This is a genomic window from Pseudomonas sp. ZL2 (assembly GCF_054788455.1).
The window spans coordinates 19,105-36,142 of the sequence record NZ_JBGOGX010000002.1; the positions used below are offsets into that span (position 1 = coordinate 19,105).

The 17,038-nt window shown below is 64.8% G+C and carries 13 protein-coding genes; 5 read left to right on the forward strand and 8 right to left on the reverse strand.

What is annotated here, in order from left to right; genetic code table 11:
* Positions 1-145: 145 nt before the first annotated feature.
* From ABM562_RS01465 to ABM562_RS01485, 5 genes are all read left to right on the forward strand, one after another.
* Positions 146-1,201, forward strand: a complete 1,056-nt coding sequence (locus ABM562_RS01465) for a WD40/YVTN/BNR-like repeat-containing protein (RefSeq protein ID WP_460420563.1) — start codon at positions 146-148, stop codon at positions 1,199-1,201.
* A gap of 20 nt (positions 1,202-1,221) precedes the next feature.
* Positions 1,222-3,603, forward strand: coding sequence for an efflux RND transporter permease subunit (locus tag ABM562_RS01470; RefSeq protein WP_258579318.1), 2,382 nt, complete (start codon positions 1,222-1,224; stop codon positions 3,601-3,603).
* Positions 3,604-3,749: 146 nt separating this feature from the next.
* Complete coding sequence (locus tag ABM562_RS01475) at positions 3,750-4,043, forward strand: DUF5629 family protein (RefSeq protein ID WP_460420565.1); 294 nt, start codon at positions 3,750-3,752, stop codon at positions 4,041-4,043.
* Entirely contained in the window at positions 4,006-5,136 is a 1,131-nt protein-coding gene (locus tag ABM562_RS01480; protein ID WP_240047841.1) for a lactonase family protein, read from the forward strand. The genes ABM562_RS01475 and ABM562_RS01480 overlap by 38 nt, the downstream gene beginning before the upstream one ends.
* A 121-nt stretch (positions 5,137-5,257) precedes the next feature.
* The gene (locus ABM562_RS01485; protein WP_010223291.1) at positions 5,258-5,437 is read left to right on the forward strand and encodes a hypothetical protein; all 180 of its coding nucleotides are present in this window, start codon (positions 5,258-5,260) and stop codon (positions 5,435-5,437) included.
* A 228-nt stretch (positions 5,438-5,665) separates the two neighbouring features.
* Here ABM562_RS01485 and ABM562_RS01490 read toward each other — a convergent pair whose 3' ends face one another.
* From ABM562_RS01490 to ABM562_RS01525, 8 genes are read right to left on the reverse strand one after another with little or no spacing between them, the layout of a single operon-like run.
* Positions 5,666-6,259, reverse strand: a complete 594-nt coding sequence (locus ABM562_RS01490) for a glutathione S-transferase (RefSeq protein ID WP_115086007.1) — start codon at positions 6,257-6,259, stop codon at positions 5,666-5,668.
* Positions 6,256-9,903 carry an AAA family ATPase gene (locus ABM562_RS01495; protein WP_460420568.1) on the reverse strand — a complete coding sequence of 1,216 codons (3,648 nt, stop codon included), beginning with the start codon at positions 9,901-9,903 and terminating at the stop codon, positions 6,256-6,258. Before ABM562_RS01495 ends, ABM562_RS01490 begins: the two co-directional genes overlap by 4 nt.
* Positions 9,900-11,141, reverse strand: coding sequence for an exonuclease SbcCD subunit D C-terminal domain-containing protein (locus tag ABM562_RS01500; RefSeq protein ID WP_115086009.1), 1,242 nt, complete (start codon positions 11,139-11,141; stop codon positions 9,900-9,902). Before ABM562_RS01500 ends, ABM562_RS01495 begins: the two co-directional genes overlap by 4 nt.
* 51 nt (positions 11,142-11,192) lie before the next feature.
* Positions 11,193-12,818: a BatD family protein gene (locus ABM562_RS01505; protein WP_460420570.1), complete on the reverse strand. Its 1,626-nt coding sequence runs from the start codon at positions 12,816-12,818 to the stop codon at positions 11,193-11,195.
* On the reverse strand, positions 12,815-14,536 hold the full coding sequence (locus ABM562_RS01510) for a vWA domain-containing protein (RefSeq protein ID WP_460420572.1): 1,722 nt from the start codon (positions 14,534-14,536) through the stop codon (positions 12,815-12,817). Before ABM562_RS01510 ends, ABM562_RS01505 begins: the two co-directional genes overlap by 4 nt.
* Positions 14,533-15,609: a vWA domain-containing protein gene (locus ABM562_RS01515; protein ID WP_115086012.1), complete on the reverse strand. Its 1,077-nt coding sequence runs from the start codon at positions 15,607-15,609 to the stop codon at positions 14,533-14,535. Before ABM562_RS01515 ends, ABM562_RS01510 begins: the two co-directional genes overlap by 4 nt.
* Complete coding sequence (locus ABM562_RS01520; RefSeq protein ID WP_115086013.1) at positions 15,602-16,096, reverse strand: DUF4381 domain-containing protein; 495 nt, start codon at positions 16,094-16,096, stop codon at positions 15,602-15,604. The genes ABM562_RS01515 and ABM562_RS01520 overlap by 8 nt, the downstream gene beginning before the upstream one ends.
* Complete coding sequence (locus ABM562_RS01525) at positions 16,093-17,037, reverse strand: DUF58 domain-containing protein (RefSeq protein ID WP_115086014.1); 945 nt, start codon at positions 17,035-17,037, stop codon at positions 16,093-16,095. The genes ABM562_RS01520 and ABM562_RS01525 overlap by 4 nt, the downstream gene beginning before the upstream one ends.
* Between the last annotated feature and the right edge of the window lies 1 nt (position 17,038).

Consider the following 17,038-nt stretch of genomic DNA (forward strand, 5'->3'; position numbering starts at 1 on the left):
TTAACAAAAGATAACGTCCCGTTCGTTGTCAGTCCTTTGCAAACCCCGATAGGATGGCTCTCAGCTATTGCGGGGCTCTGGAACAAGGTTTTTGCAGTACCTGCATATAGATTGACCCAAATAACAATAAACGGGGGATAGATCTATGACTGAGCCTGTCATGGCGGGTCTCGGCGGTGCTGCGCGTAAAGCCGGCAATCGCCCTTGGGCATTGGCCGCCAGCGGCTTGCTGGTATTGGCGATCGGGCTATGGGCCAACACGGCCGAAGCCGCAACCGCGCAAACCGATGTCTACTCCACCGAATCGTCCAAGGCGGTAAAAAGCCTGCTGCTGGACGTCACCAAGGCTGGCGCGCGCCTGGTCGCCGTCGGTGATCGTGGCCATATCCTGTTTTCCGATGACCAGGGCAAGACCTGGACCCAAGCCAAGGTGCCAACCCGGCAACTGCTTACTGCCGTCTATTTCGTCGACGACAAGCACGGCTGGGCCGTCGGCCACGATGCGCAGATCCTCGCCAGCACTGACGGTGGCGCCACCTGGAGCAAACAGTTCGAAGACCTGGCACGTGAAGCGCCGTTGCTCGATGTCTGGTTCAAGGACACTCAGCACGGCATCGCCGTGGGCGCGTATGGCGCATTGCTGGAAACCACCGACGGCGGCAAGCACTGGAACGATGTCGGCGACCGGCTGAACAACGAAGACCAGCTCCACCTCAACGGCATCGCTGCGGTCAAAGACGCTGGCCTGTTTATCGTCGGCGAGCAGGGCAGCATGTTCCGCTCCAGCGACGACGGCCAGACCTGGGAAAAGCTCGAAGGCCCCTATGAAGGCTCGCTGTTCGGCGTCACTGGCACCGCCCAGTCGCGTACCTTGCTGGCCTACGGATTGCGCGGCAACCTCTACCGCTCCACGGATTTTGGCGATAGCTGGCAACAGATCGAATTGAAAGCCGCGCGCGGCAACCTCGAATTTGGCCTGGCAAGCGCTACGCTTCTCGATGATGGCAGCCTGGTATTGGTGGGCAATGGCGGTAGCGTGCTGCGCAGCAGCGACGACGGCCAGAGCTTCAGCGTGTTCAACCGGGCCGATCGCATCGCCCTGGCCGGCGTCAGCGGGCTAAGTGAAGGGCGCCTGGTGCTGGTAGGCCAGGGTGGCGTGCACCTGGCTTCGGCCAAGGGCGCCGAAGGAGTGCAGCCATGACCCGTCAGGAGCAGTTCAACATGAATCAGCAGCAACACCATCAGGACAAGGCGACCTTGCTCGAACGCCTGATCTTCAACAACCGCCCGGTGGTGATCCTCATCTGCCTGCTGGTCAGCGTGTTCCTGTTCTGGCAGGCCACGCAGATTCGTCCGTCCACCAGCTTCGAGAAAATGATCCCGCTTGAGCATCCCTTCATCGAGAAGATGCTCGAACACCGCAATGACCTGGCCAACCTCGGCAACACCGTGCGCATCTCGGTGGAGGCCACCGACGGCGATATCTTCAGCAAGGAGTACATGGAAACCCTGCGTCAGGTGCATGACGAGGTGTTCTACATTCCCGGCGTCGACCGTTCAGGCCTGAAATCGCTGTGGAGCCCCAGCGTGCGCTGGACCGAAGTGACCGAAGAGGGCTTCGCCGGTGGCGAAGTCATCCCGCAGACCTACAACGGCTCGGCCGACAGCCTCGACCAGTTGCGCAACAACGTGCTCAAGTCCGGACAGGTCGGGCGCCTGGTGGCCAACAACTTCAAGTCGAGCATCATCGACATTCCGCTGCTGGAGTCCTACCCGGACCCGCAGGACCAGGGCAGGCTGATCAAGCTCGACTACCAGCAGTTCTCCCATCAGCTCGAGGAGAAGATCCGCGACAAGTTCCAGGCCCAGAACCCCAATGTGAAGGTGCACATCGTCGGCTTCGCCAAGAAGGTCGGCGACCTGATCGACGGCCTGATGATGGTGGCGATGTTCTTCGGTATCGCCCTGGTGATCACCTGGGTGCTGCTGTACTGGTTCACCTGGTGCATCCGCAGCACCATCGCCGTGCTGATCACCACCCTGGTGGCGGTGGTCTGGCAGCTGGGGCTGATGCATGCGGTGGGCTTCGGCCTTGACCCGTACTCGATGCTGGTGCCGTTTTTGATCTTCGCCATCGGCATCTCCCACGGGGTGCAGAAGATCAACGGCATCGCCTTGCAGTCCAGTGATGCCGACAACGCCCTGACCGCTGCGCGGCGCACCTTCCGGCAATTGTTCCTGCCGGGGATGATCGCCATTCTGGCTGACGCCGTGGGCTTCATCACCCTGCTGATCATCGACATCGGGGTGATCCGCGAGCTGGCCATCGGTGCGTCGATCGGTGTGGCGGTGATCGTCTTCACCAACCTGATCCTGCTGCCGGTGGCGATCTCCTATGTCGGCATCAGCAAGAAGGCCATCGAGCGCAGCAAGAAGGATGCGACCCGCGAACATCCGTTCTGGCGCCTGCTGTCCAACTTTGCCAGCGCCAAGGTCGCGCCGGTGTCCATCGTCCTGGCCTTGCTGGCCTTCGGTGGCGGCCTCTGGTACAGCCAGAACCTGAAGATCGGCGACCTCGACCAGGGTGCGCCGGAGCTGCGTCCGGACTCGCGCTACAACCAGGACAACGCCTTCATCATCAACAACTACTCGACCAGTTCCGACGTGCTGGTGGTGATGGTCAAGACCCCGACCGAAGGCTGCTCGGTGCACTCGACCATGGCACCGGTCGACGAGCTGATGTGGAAGATGGAGAACACCCCGGGGGTGCAGTCGGCGATCTCGCTGGTGACCGTGTCCAAGCAGATGATCAAGGGTATGAACGAGGGCAACCTGAAATGGGAAAGCCTGTCGCGCAACCCGGACGTGCTCAACAGTTCGATCTCCCGTGCTGACGGTCTGTACAACGCCGACTGCTCGTTGGCGCCGGTGCTGATCTTCCTCAACGATCACAAGGCCGAGACCCTCGACCGTGCGGTCAAGGCCGTGCAGGAATTTGCCGACACCCACAACAAGGAAGGCCTGGAGTTCCTCCTGGCGGCCGGTAACGCGGGTATCGAGGCGGCCACCAACGAAGTGATCAAGTCGGCCGAGCTGACCATTCTGATCCTGGTGTACATCTGCGTGGCGGTGATGTGCATGATCACCTTCCGTTCCTTCGCTGCGACCCTGTGCATCGTCCTGCCGCTGGTGCTGACCTCGGTGCTGGGCAACGCGCTGATGGCCTACATGGGCATCGGCGTCAAGGTCGCGACCCTGCCGGTGGTGGCACTGGGCGTGGGTATCGGCGTGGACTACGGCATCTACATCTACAGCCGCCTGGAGAGCTTCCTGCGCGCCGGGTTGCCGCTGCAGGAGGCCTACTACCAGACCCTCAAGTCCACCGGCAAGGCGGTCCTGTTCACCGGCCTGTGCCTGGCCATCGGCGTGTGCACCTGGATCTTCTCGGCGATCAAGTTCCAGGCCGACATGGGCCTGATGCTGACCTTCATGCTGCTGTGGAACATGTTCGGCGCGCTGTGGCTGTTGCCGGCACTGGCGCGGTTCCTGATCAAGCCGGAGAAAATGGCGGGCAAGCAGGGCGGTTCGATTTTCGCCCATTGACCGGTGCAGTAATCGGGGCTACTTCGTAGCCCATCGCCGGCAAGGCCGGCTCCCACAGGTGCGCATTACCTGTGGGAGCCGGTCTTGCCGGCGATGCTTTTGACGATCGGGTATCATGGGGTTTTCCCGCCAGTGATCTTCCTGCAATGACAACCCTCTCCCAAGCCCTCGAATCCTGCGACATGCTCCTGATCGACGGCCTGCACGCTTTTGACTTCACCTTCGACGAAACCGGCCTGCATATCGCGCTGATGGACGGCCGCGTTCGTAAACAATGGTCGATCACCCCGGAGCAGATCGGCGCCGCCCGCGCTGAAGGTGCCGACTGGCTGATCAACGCCGACACTGGCGAGCATCGGCTAGTCTGTATGAGTGCCTTTAGTGCCCGCGATGAGGAAGACGATGACGCGCCTGCTGAAGAACCTGCTGATCGCCAGTAGCATGAGCCTGACTCTCACTGCCCAGGCCCACGACCTGCTGGTCGGCAGCTATACCGCAGGCAGCAGCGAAGGCATCTACCGCTACCGCTTCAACAGCGACAGCGGCCAGATCGACCCTACGCCGCTGCAGATCCTCATGAGCGAAAACCCTTCCTGGCTGACTCTCTCGGTCGACAAGCGCCTGCTATTCGCGGTCAACGAGAATGGCGCCGGCAACGGCCAGGTCAGCAGTTTTGCCATTGGCAAGGACGGCAGCCTCAAGGCCCTGAACCAGGTGCCAAGCCTGGGCGATGAGCCGACCCATTCCAGCCTCAGCCATGACCAGCGCTACCTGTTCGTTGCCAATTACGGCGTATTGCCTGCCCCCGGCGGCAGCCTCAGTGTGTTGCCAGTCGACCGTAATGGCCACCTGCAGGCTTCGGTGCAACAAGACCGGCACAAGCCCAGCGGCGTCAACCCGGAGCGCCAGACCGGACCGCACGTGCACTCGGTGGTGTCATCCGACGACGGCGAATACGTGTTCGCCAGCGACCTGGGGGCCGACAAGGTATTTGTCTACCGATACGACGGCGCCAGTCCCAAGCAGCCACTGAGCGCGGTCGAGCCGGTAAGCCTGCCGCCGGGTAGCGGGCCGCGCCATTTGCTGTTTGACCGTGACGGCAAGCATGCCTACCTGACCCTGGAAATGAGCGCGCAAGTGGTGGCGTTCGACTATCAGGACGGCAAGCTGGCAGAGCTTCAGCGCCTGCCCTTGACCGAGCTGACCGATGCCTCGGCCAGGGCGGCGGGGGCCTTGCACCTGTCGGCTGACGGGCGCTTTCTGTATGTCAGCAATCGCGGCACGGCCAACGAACTGCTGGTGTTTGCCGTCGATGACAAGACCGGCAAGCTGATGCAGGTGCAGCGGCGCAGTGTCGAAGGCGATCACCCACGGGAGTTCGCCCTCGACCCCACCGGCAAGTTCCTCCTGGTGGCCAACCAGAAGAGCAACGAGATCGTGGTGATCCGCCGTGATCCACGCAGTGGCCTGTTGGGCGAAACCGTGCAGAAGCTGGCCCAGGATGCACCGTCGGACCTGAAGTTCGTCAACTGACTATCAATTGCCTTGATGTTTGCTACTGCTGCAATGAATTTCTGTGCGCCGCGCCAGCGGCGTAAGTTTGAACCACGGCCCCAGGCGGCCACTTCAAACCACAGACTTCGAGGTCAGCGCCATGAACTTCAACCTTTTCCCGGTCATCGCCGCTTCCGCCATTTCTGCTTCGGTGGTCCTGCCGGCCAACGCCCATGTCGAGCTCAGCGAGCGCAAATCGTCCACCCAGAGCTACACCCAGAAGTACCTGCAACAAAGCGCCAACTTCTATGCCGCGCTGGACCACAAGTCGCAGCACTGAGCCGGTAGATTTTTCTGGTAATAGCACATCGCCATGTGATTGAATTTGACGCTAATTTATTGACGTCAGGGGGTAACACATGAAATGGCGAATTCTGGCGGTGTTGCTGTTCCTCTATTCTTCGCCGATTCTGGCGCTGTAGCTTCTGGCCTCATCGCTGGCAAGCCAGCTCCCACCATGGCCCTGCATGCCCAGGCCCCTGTGGGAGCTGGCTTGCCAGCGATGGGTTCAACGCGCCATGATCGCCTTGAACAATGCCGACTCCAGCCAGCCCTGCAACCATGCCCGCAAGTGCGGGTAGGGCGCCTGGGCGAACCACTCAGGCTCCACCCCGGCGAACTGGCGCATCAATGGCAGCAATGCCGCGTCCGCCAGGCTTGGATGATCAGCGAACAGGTACGCCTGCTGCGCCAGTCGTTCATCCAGCTCGGCGAGCCAGGTTTCAGCCGGTGCCCGGTACTCTTCACGTGAATGCTGCGGGTAGCGTTCAGCATATTTGTACAGATTGACCTGCGCCTTGAACTCGCGATCATTGCGTTCGATCAGCGTATCGGCGGCCTGGGCCGCCTGCGGGTCGGCCGCGAGTTGCCAGTCCTGCGGATCATGCCGGGCCAGGGCCCAGCGCATGATATCCAGGCTTTCCTCCAGCACCCGCTCACCTGTACTCAACACCGGCACTGTGCCCTTGGGCGAAAGTGCCAGCAGCTCGGCCGGCTTGGCCTTGAGGCTGACTTCGCGGACCTCCACCGGGCACTGGGCATAACGCAGGGCCAGGCGCGCACGCATGGCCCAGGGGCAGCGACGGAACGAGTAGAGGATCATCCGCTGACTTCCACCGTACTCAGGCCATTGCCCTGGCGGCGAACCTGGATCTGCACCGGAATGCGCTCGTGCATCTCCTGCACGTGGGAAATCACCGCGACCTTGCGGCCCTGGGCCTGCAAGCCATCGAGGGCGTCCATGGCCAGTTGCAGCGATTCGGGGTCGAGGCTGCCGAAACCTTCGTCGATAAACAGCGATTCGATGCGCAGGGTGCTCGAAGCCATCGACGCCAGGCCCAAGGCCAGGGCCAGCGAAACCAGGAAGGTTTCACCGCCCGACAGTGAATGCACCGAGCGCAGTTCATCACCCATTTCCGTATCCAGCACCAACAGGCCGAGCAGGCTGCCACCACGCTTGAGCCGGTAGCGCCGGGCCAGCTGGCGCAACTGGGCGTTGGCGTGGTGCACCAGCAGGTCGAGGTTGTAGCCCTGGGCAATCTTGCGGAAGGTGTCGCCGGTGGCCGAGCCGATCAGGGCGTTGAGCCGTGCCCAGCGCTGCCACTCGCTGTAGGCACCGGCGATCTGATCGGCCAGGGCCTGGTGCGCCAGTTGCCGGCGCTGGTCTTCGGCCTGGGCGGCACGCAGTTCGGCGCAGCTCTGTTCGCTGGCCGCCAGTTGCAGCTGCAGGCTGGCGAAGTCCTGTTCCAACGCTTCGCTGGTGAGTTCGGCATTGCCCTGGGCCTGGTGTTGATCCAGGCGCTGCTGGCGCTCCTGCAGCAGGGTACGGGCCTGTTCGATGGCTTTTTCTGCGTCTTGCAGCCCTTGGCGCAGTTGCGCCACGGCGTTGTCGTCGAAGGCCAGTAACTGCTCCAGGCCGCTGTCGTCCAGCTCCGGATGGCCCTGGCGCCACTGTTCGATCTGGCCGCGAACCTCATGGTGTTCCTGCTCCAGCGCGCTCAGGCGTTCACCCTTGGCCTTGAGCTCGGCAGTCAGTTCGATCAACCGCGCCTGGGTATCCTGCAACTGCTGGCCTGCCTGGGCTTCGGCCTGGCGCGCGTGCTCCACGGCCTGTTCCAGATGCTGCTGCCAGTGTTCGGCGCCAGCCTGCTCGCCGAGCAAGCTGGCGAGGCTGTCGCGGCTGAGTTGATGTTGGCGTTCCAGGTCGCTGAACTGCTGTTGCAATTCTTCCTGCTTCTGAACCCGTGCCTGCTGCTGCAACTGGGCCTTGTCCAGCTTTTGCTGGCGCTCGCCGTGCTCCTGCTGTTCGTCCTTTTGCTGTTGCAGCAGGTCCAGGCGCAGGGCCAGTTGCTGGTCCAGGCGCATGAAGGCGGCAGCTGGCTCCTGGCGCAGGTCATCGAGAACTTCGGTTGGCAACAGGGTGGCGAAACTGGCCAGTTCCTGCTCCAGGCGTTCTTCGTCACTGGCCAGCGCCGTTTGCTGCTGGCTCAGGTGCTGGTTGGCCTGCTGGCTGGCGTCTTGGGCTGCCTGCAATTGCTGTTGCAGGCGGCTGGCGTCTTTTTGCAGGGTCAGCAGGGCGTTTTGGCGCTGTTCGTCACGACTGATGTCGTGGTTCAGGTTGCGTGCCTGCAAGTCCAGCCAGGCGCTGCGCTGGCTGGCGTCCTGGTCGGCAAGCGACGGGTACAGCGGGTGCGCTTCGAGGCTGGGCAGCAACGCGTGTTGCTGGTTGCCCAGTTGTTCCTGCTGGTGCAGGTATTCCTTGATCTGGCCGTTGACGCCACCCAGTTGAGTGCGCAGTTCATCGAGCTGTTTCTTCAGCTCGTCGACCATTTGCTGCGCGTTGGCTTCTTCGTTCTGGTCGTGGCGGCCGAGGCTTTGCAGCAGGGCTTCGGGCTGATGATAAGGGTGCTCCTGGCTACCGCACACGGGGCAGGGCTGGTCATCCTGCAGCTGCGCGCGCAGCTCTTCGACGCTCTGGCTGCGGGCCAGGCGCTGGCGTTCGAGCAACTGGCGGGTCACATTCAGCGCCTGCTCGGCGGCGGTCAGCTGGTTCTTGCCATTGAGGCCTTCGCCGATCAACTGCTCGCGCTGCTTCAGGGCCGCTTGCTGGCGTTCGCGCAAGGCTTGCAGGCGCAGTTCGAGGTCCTGCTGGTTGCTCCACAGCCGGCTCAGTTCTTCGACCTGGCGCTGTTGCTGGCGGTTTTTCTGCAGCAGCTCGCCGAGCAGGCCGATCTGTTCGGCCAGGGCTTGGGGTTCTGCCTCGGCTTCGCGGTAGAGCAAGGCCAGGGCGGCGCGCTGCTCCTCAAGCTGGGCACTGGCCTGACTGGCGCGTTGCTGCAGGCCGGGCAGCTCGGCACGGCCCTGGTTGAGGCGGTTGCCCAGCTGCATCAGTTGTTGCAGGCGGTCGCGATAGGCACTCCAGGCTTCACTCAGCCCGGCCAGCGGCGCGCTTTGTGCGAGCTGTTCGCTGATCTGCTGCAGGCGCTCTTCGTTCAGGCGTTGCTGTTCATTGAGGCTCAGCAGCTGGTGCTGGCCTTCGGCACTGGCCTGATCGGCCTGTTGCTTGAGCGTCGAGCTATGGGCCAGTTCCTGTTGCAGGCGGGCCAGGGTGTTCTGCTCGGCAAAGGCCTGGCGCACCAACGGCGCGCTTTCGGTTTGTTGTGCCAGGGCCTGGGCGAGGGCTGCGTGGGCCTTGCCCAGGTCGTCCTGCAGTTGCTGCTGGTGGCCATGCAACAGGTCATGCTGCTGGCGCTGCGCGGCTATGCTCTCGGCCAGCGGGCTGAGCTGGGCATTGAGCGCCTGCTGGCGGGCAAACTGGTGACGCTGCGGCGCCAGCTGTTCCAGCCGCGCGAGTTTCAGCCGCTCGCTGTGCAGGCTGTCGTTGTGCTGCTGGGCACTGTGCAGTTGCGCCGTGCTGGTCTGCACCTGTTCCTGCAGTTGCAACAGCTCGGTGAGCCAGCTGCGCTGCTGTTCAAGCTGGCGCAGTTGCGCCTGTTCGGCCTTGAACCGATCGAGGGCCCCGCTGTAGCGCTGGTCGAGTTCGGCGCGGGCCTCGGCGGCCATGGGCATCACGCCGCTGGCCTGGTCCTGCAGGGCCTTGTGCGCCTCTTCGGCTTCCTTGCTCTTGCTGTAGGCGCGGCGGCCCAGCTGGCTGTAGATCGCCGTGTTGGTAAGCTTTTCCAGCAGCTCGCTGCGCTCTTTGTCATCGGCCTTGAGGAAGGCGCTGAACTCGCTCTGGGCCAGCATCACCGCACGGGTGAACTGTTCGAAGTTCAGGCCCAGGCGCGACTCGATCAGTTGCTTGTATTCGGCCTTGCTCTGGTTGCTCAGCAGCTGGTCGCTGTCCAGGTCATGCAGGCTCTGACGGCTGCCTTGCAGCTTGCCGTTGGCCTTGTCGCGGGCGCGGTTGGTTTCCCAGCGGGCGCGGTAGCGCCGGCCGTCAATGCCGACGAAATCCACCTCGGCAAAGCCGCTGCCCGAACCCCGACGCAGCAAGGTGCGCGGGTCGCTGGTGAGGATGTCGCTGTCGACCTCCGGCAGCTTGGTCTCGCGGCCGATGTTGTTCAGCCGCGGCACGGCGCCGAACAGCGCCAGGCACAGGGCGTCGAGCAGGGTGCTCTTGCCGGCGCCGGTGGGCCCGGTGATGGCGAACAGGCCGGCGCTGGCCAGCGGCTCGGCGGTGAAGTCGATTTCGATCGGGCCTTCCAGGGAGGCCAGGTTCTTCAGGCGGATGGCGAGAATCTTCATGGCTGTTCTTCCTCCTGCTGGACGTCCTGCAGCAACAAGGCAAAGTCGGCCAGGGTCTGTTCATCGACAACATTGCCATAGGCCTGCTCCCAGGCGCGGCTGAACAGCTCGTGCGGGGTCAGTTGGCCCAGTTCCAGCAAGTCGGCGCTGCCGTCATCTTCGCTGCGGCCGTTGCCGGCATATTCGGCAGCGATGCGCACCAGGCGCACGGCCTTGCCGTGCAGGGCGCCTTCGAGCTGGGCGCGCAGGTCGGGCAGGGGCTCGTCCAGGCGTACGCGGATCTCCAGCCAGGGTTGGCGCTGCGGATCGTCCAGCAGGTCGACTACCGGCAGCTCGGCCAGTTGCTCAAGTACTTCGGCCAGCGGTGCCGGGCCCAGCCGTTGCAGGTGCACGGCGCGCGGCACCAGGCGCGATTCGACGCTGGCCAGGTTGGCGCCGTCGAGTTCGATTTCGAGGATCTGGTGTTGATAGCCGATTTCCGAGAACGACAGCGGGATTGGCGAACCGCTGTAGCGGATGCGCTCCTCCCGGTTGACCTTCTGCGGCTTGTGCAGGTGGCCGAGGGCGACGTAGCTGATCTGCGGAGCGAACAGGCGTGCCGGCAGGGCTTCGGCGTTGCCGATGATCAGGCTGCGTTCGGAGTCTTCCGAGACCGAGCCACCGGCCATGTGCGCGTGGCTCACGGCAATCAGCGCCTGACCGGCCTTGCGCCGTTGCAGGGCGGCGGCGATGAGTTTTTCGTGGACCTGGGCGATGCCCCGCAGGTAGTCATCGCCCAGGTGTGCGCCGGTGACTTCCGCCGGGCGCAGGAACGGCAGCGCCAGGCACCAGGCGGCGACCTTGCCCTTGGCGTTGGTCAGCGGAATCAACAGGCGTTCGCTGTCCAGTTCACCTTCATCCAGCCATTGCACGCGGCCCAGGGCGTAGGTGCGCAGGCGGCGCATCAGCGGCGCCGGCAGTTCGATGCGCGAGCCGGAGTCGTGGTTGCCGGCGATCATCACGATGTTCAGCTTGGGCTGCTGTTCGTGGGCCTGGACGATGAAGTCGTAGAGCCGCTCCTGGGCTTTGACCGGCGGATTGACGGTGTCGAAGATGTCGCCGGCAATCAGCAGGGCATCGGGCTGGCGCAGCTTGAGCTGGCCGAGCAGCCAATCGAGAAAACAGGCGTGTTCGAAATCGCGTTCCTGGCCGTGCAGGGTTTGACCCAGGTGCCAGTCGGAGGTGTGAAACAGACGCATGAAGGGTTCCGCAATGTGCCGGCGTGGCGCCCGGGGTGCCACGCCTGGAGGTTATTTGGGGTACAGCGGCGGCAAGCTGCCGTTCTCGCTTTGCGCAGGCTGAACCTGCTCGGCGGCCGGGATGGTGCCAATGGCCCGCCATAATTCTTCACCTTGCCAATATTGCCCGCTTTCGCTGTACAGCGCGCCGTTGAGGCCATCGAGGGCATCGGACAACGGCACGAAACGCGCGGCCATTTCGGCCAGGGTTTCCGGTTGCTGGCGCGCCCAGGCATCCAGGGCCTGGCGCGTGGCTTGGGGGTCGTTGGCCTGGCACGCGCGCTTGAGGTCATCAAGCAAGGTGCGCGGGCTCGGCCCGGTTTGCGCCGCTCGCAGCACCGCCGGTTGCGAGCGCGCCCGCCACCACAGGGCAAAACCCAGCAGGGTGGTCAGGGCCAGTACCAGGGTACTCAGCTGCCAGGGCCAGAGCAGGTAGGTTTGCACCGTAACCGGGTCGACGCTGGCCGGCTTGTCGGCGCTCAGCGCCGGGTTGTCCTCGATCTGCAGGCTACGGGCCGGCAGGTTGCTGCGTTCCAGGTGATCTTCGCGGGTGTTCCACCAGACCACTTCCTGGCTCGGCAGTTCCAGCCTGCCGCTGTGGGTCGGCACCAGCGCTTCGCGCTCTTCACGCACCCCGAGCAGGCCGCGGTCGTTGACCTGGTTGCGCAGTTGCGGCTGGTCCGGGTAGCGGCGCAGGCCGGTCACTTCGGTGCCGGGCAGCGGCGGCAGCTGGGCGCTGGACAAGCCCTCGGCCTGAAGGATCACGGTGCGGGTCAGCGAGTCGCCGATTTGTGTCTGCTGCTGCGCCGGGTCCGGGCTCCAGTGTTCTTCCAGGGTCAGGCTGTTGGCCGGCAGCCAGGGCGCTTTGGCCGGGTAGTCGGCCGGGATCGGGTCGACCGTCAGCACCAGCGGCGTCGAGCCGACCTGCACCTGCTTGCCGGCGCGCGGGCTGTTGGGCTCCTGCTCGGCGTCGCTCTGCGCGGCGGTGGCGCTGAAGGTCAGGGCGGGGATTTTCAGGTCGCCGCTTTGCTGGGGGTAGATCGCGTAGCGCATCTCGATCACGCCGTGGCGCACGCCGTCGATGACTTTCTCGAAGGTGCGCGACTCGCCCAGCGGCTCGACCTTGGCGTTGTCCAGCTGCAGCGGGCTGAGGCTGCTGTCGTCGTACAGTGGCACCGAGTGATAGATGCTCAAGGTCAGCACCGCCTGGGCCTGCACGTAGACCTCCGGCTGGTCGAGGCTGGCGTCGATGAACACCGGGCCATGGTTTTCGCTGCTGACCTCGTTGGCCTGGATCTGCAGGCTGATCGGCTGGCTGCGCACTTCGCCCAGCTGCAGGGCGGGAATCTCCACGCTGCCGCTCTGGCGCGGCAGCAGGGTGATGATCCAGCGGGTGTTGGCGCTGTTCTCGTCAAGGCTGTTGAGGCTGTTGACCTGGCGTGTGCCACGGACCTCGAAATTGGCCTCCAGTGGCGTCAGGTCGGGTTTGCCGAACTGAGTCACGTCTTGGGTCTCGAGGGTCAGCTCAAGGGTTTCGCCGGCATTCAGGCGTGTGCGGTCGACACTGGCGAGCAGCGCCGCAGCCTGTATCTGCAAGGCGAGAAAGAGGCTGAAGACCAGGACGCAGACGCGACTCATCGATGGGTTTCCTGATGTTGTTGCTGTTCATACCAGAATTTACGCCGCAACAGCTCGGCCGGGTTGTCCGGGATCTGTCGCAGCCATTGTTCCAGGGCCTGGCGCTGTTCGGCGTCGAGGCTGCTGTCGGCCGGGCGCTGGGGCGGCCGGGTGGTGTCATCGTCGTCAGCGCCGCTGGCCTGGTTCTGTGCCTGCTCGTTGGCGTTGTCTTCAGGTTTGCCAGCTTCGTCGGCCGCGTCCGCTGGTTTTGCCGCGGCCTGGTCCTGGGCGTTCTGCGAGCTGCTGGCAGTGTCGCTGCTGCTGTCGGGATTGCTCTGCTGGTCATCTTCAGGCGGCTGCTCGGGCGCTTGTTCGCCCTGGCGTTGTTGCAGCAACTGTTCGACCAGTACCTTGTTGGCCAGCGCCGGTTGCAGTTCCGGTTGGCGCTCCAGGGCCTGCTCGTAGGCATCCAGCGCCGCTTCCAGTTCACCGCTACGGGCCAGGGCATTGCCGCGATTGTAATGGTCGGCGGCGCGGTTGCCCTGGGCGAACTGGCGGGCGGCGCCGTTGAAATCGCCGGCCTCATACAGCGCCAGGCCTTTCCACTGCGGGTCTTCGAAGTGCCGCGCAGCCTCGGCCGGACGCTGCTGTTCAAGCAGGCGCTGGCCTTGCTGGTCGGGGCGCAGCCACAGGTCGTTGAGCTCGAACGCGTAGCTGGGCTGCGGCACGGCCAGCAGCAACGGCAAGCAGAACAACCAGCCGCGGCGGCCGGCGCAAGCGGCCAGTAGCAACAGTGGCAGCAACAGCCAGTAGCCCTGGTCGGCCCAGCTGTCGAGCTGCACGGTCTGGCCATCGTCACGCAGGCCGTGCGGGTTGTCGAACAGGCGCAGGCCACGCAGGTCGAGGTCGTCGATGCGGGCACTGCGGTAGCGGCCACCGGTGCTGTTGATAAAGGCCTTGAGGCTGGCGCTGTCGAGCCGCGGCAGGAGGATCCCGCCCTGATCGTCCTTGAGGTACTCGCCATTGGCCTGTCTGACCGGCGCACCCTCGGCGCTACCGACGCCGAGCATCAGCAGGCTCGGGCCCTGGCGGCCGAGGGCCTGGACGATGCCCTGACGCTCCTGGGCCTCGAGCGCGGAGCCGATCAACAGCAGCCGACCCTGGCCCAATCCGGCCTGGGCGAGCAGGGCCAGGCCCTTGCGCACGGCCAGATCGGCGCGCTGGCCGGCTTGCGGCATGATCGAGGGTTCCAGGGCTTCGAGCAGGTTGCGGCTGGTGGCCAGGTCGTCGGACAGCGGCACCAGAGTGTGGGCGCTGCCGGCATAGACGATGATTGCGGTCTGGCTGTCGCGGCGGTGTTCGAGCAGGTCGAGGATCTTGCGCCGGGCTTGCTCCAGGCGGGTTGGCGCGGCATCGTCGGCGAGCATCTGCGGGGTCAGCTCAAGCAGGATCACCAGCGGGTCGGCCGGGCGCTGGCGGGTGTCTTCCAGGCGCTGCCAGCTTGGCCCGATCAGGGCCAGTACGGTGATCAACCAGGCCAGGCCAAGGGCGATCCACGGCAGTTTGCTGTCGCGGCCGCTGCCGCCACCCAGCAGCACGGCATGAAAGGCCGGCGGCAGGATCATCTGCCAGCGCCCGGCGCGTTTCTGTCGGTGCCAGAGCTTCCAGAGCAGCCAGGCCAGCAGCGGCAGGATGATCAGCCACAGCGGGCGCAGCCATTGCGGCCACAGTTCGCTCATCGCCGCCTCCTCAGGCGCAGCCGCTGCAAGCGCTGGCGCCATTCCGGGTGCGGCTGCAAAAAGCGCGGGCGGCGCAGCAGGCGCTGTAGCAGGTTGTCAGGCCATTGCTGCTCGATCACCAGCAGCACGCTCAGCAACAGGGCCAGGGCCAGCGGCCAGCCGTACAGCGGCTGGGCGGTGCGCGCCTGGGTCGGCTGCTGGGCCACCGGCTCCAGGCGGTCGAGGGCTTCGCCGATGGCATGGAGTTCTTCGCCGTCGTGGGCGCGGAAGTAGCTGCCGCCGGTCAGCTCGGCGATTTCCTTGAGCGAGGCTTCGTCCAGGTCCAGGCTCGGGTTGATGCCCAATAGCCCGGCGGTACCGGTTTGCTCCGGATCAGCACCGATGCCGATGGTGTAGATACGCACGTTTTCCTGGGCGGCCAGACGCGCCGCAGTCAGTGGATGGATCTGCCCGCCATTGTTGGCGCCGTCGGTGACCAGCACCAGCACCCGGCTCTGCGCCGGGCGCTGGCGCAGGCGCTTGAGGCCCAGGCCGATGGCGTCGCCGATGGCGGTGTTCTTGCCGGCAATGCCGATTTGCGCTTCGTCGAGGAAGGTGCGCACGGTACGCCGGTCGAAGGTCAGTGGCGCTTGCAGGTAGGCCTGGCTGCCGAACAGGATCAGGCCGACACGGTCGCCCTGGCGCTGTTCGAGAAAGTCGCCGAGCAGGGCCTTGACCAGGGTCAGGCGGCTGACGTCGTCGCCTTGCCACTGCATGTCGGGAAAGTCCATGGAGCCGGAAACATCCACCGCCACCAGCAGGTCGCGGCCACTGGCGGCCACCGGCAACGGCTCGCCCAGCCATTGCGGGCGGGCGGCGGCGAACAGCAATAACAACCAGACCAGCACGAACGGTGCCTGCTGGCGCCAGGTCGGCAGGTTCAGGCGCGCACGGCGGCCGGCCAGGCCTTCGAGCTCATCGAGAAAGCTGACCTTGAGCACCGGCTCACCGCTGTCGGCGGCAGGCAGCAGCAGGCGCGCCAGCCAGGGCAGCGGCAATAGTACGAAGATCCACGGCCAGGCCAGTTCAAACATGTTTGCGGATCCAGGTTTCGACCGACTGGTTTAGCCCGTTGATGGCTTTGTCGTCGAGTTTGCATTCGGGCTTGTAGGCGCCTTCGACCAGCACCATCCAGCGCGTCAGGCCGGCGGCCGGGCAGCGGTTATCCAGAAACGCCAGCCATTGGCGGCCGTTGAGGGTATGGCTGTGGCTGCCCGGGTAATGGTTGCGACACAGGCGCTTGAGCAGGGCGTTGATCTGCTGCAGCCAGGCGCCGGCCGGGGCGCCGTCGTAGGGTTTGGGCAGGCGCGCGAGCTCGGCCAGGGCCTCGATGCGCACCGGGTCCAGGGGCAGTTCGGCGCGCACGATGGGCTTTTTGCCCGGGCGCCAATGGCGCAGGCGCCACAGGCCCCAGCCCAGCAACGGCAGCAGTAACAGCAGCGCCCACCAGCCCGGGGCCAGCGGCCACCAGCCGATCGGTGCCGGGGTGATCAACGGCTGCAACTGATCGAGCGGGTTCACGAGGTTTTCCCCGGACGTTGCGCGTTGAGGTACTCGCGCAGTTGCTCGATCATCTCGCTCTGGGTGCTCAGTGGCATCAGCACCACCCGCAGCTTTTGCGCCAGCAGTTCCCAGCGCTCGATACGCGCTTCGCTTTGCTGGCGGTAGCTCTTGCGCAGGGTCGGGTCGAGGGTGTCGAGTTCCAGTTGCGCACCGCGCTGGGCAAAGCGCAGCAGGCCGGCGGCGGGCAGGGCGTGGTCGAGCGGGTCGGACAGCGGCAACAGCAGCAGGTCGCAATGGCGCGAAAGCAGGCTCAGCTGTTGTTCGACCGCAGGCGTCAGCGCCCGCTCGTCGCAGATGATGATCGCCAGGCTGCCCGGGCGCAGTACTTCGCGGGCGCGGCGCAGGGCGATGCCAAGGCTGTCGGCCTGGGGTACGGCTTCGGTATGCAGCGACTGGTTGACCCGCGCCAGGCGATTGAGCAGTTGCAGCAGGCTCTGCTTGCTGCGCCGTGGCTTGATCTCGTAGTGCTCGTTGTCGCCGAACACCAGGCCGCCTATGCGGTCGTTATGGCCCAGGGCGGCCCAGCCGATCAAGGCGGCGGCCTGGGCGGCGAGCACCGACTTGAACATCAGCCCGGAGCCGAAGAACAGGCGCTGGCTCTGTTCGACGAGGATGAAGATCGGCCGTTCGCGTTCCTCATGGAACAGCTTGGTGTGCGGCTCCTGGGTGCGCGCGGTCACCCGCCAGTCGATGTTGCGCACATCGTCGCCGGCCTGGTAGACCCGCACCTGATCGAAATCGACCCCGCGCCCGCGCAGTTTCGAGTGGTGCAGTCCTACCAGAGGGCTGCGCTGGCCGGGCCGGGAGAACAGCTGCACTTCGCGCACGCGATGACGCATCTCGATCAACTCGGCGAGGCTGATGCGGATTCCGGGCGCGGCCAGCAGGCGATTGGGCATG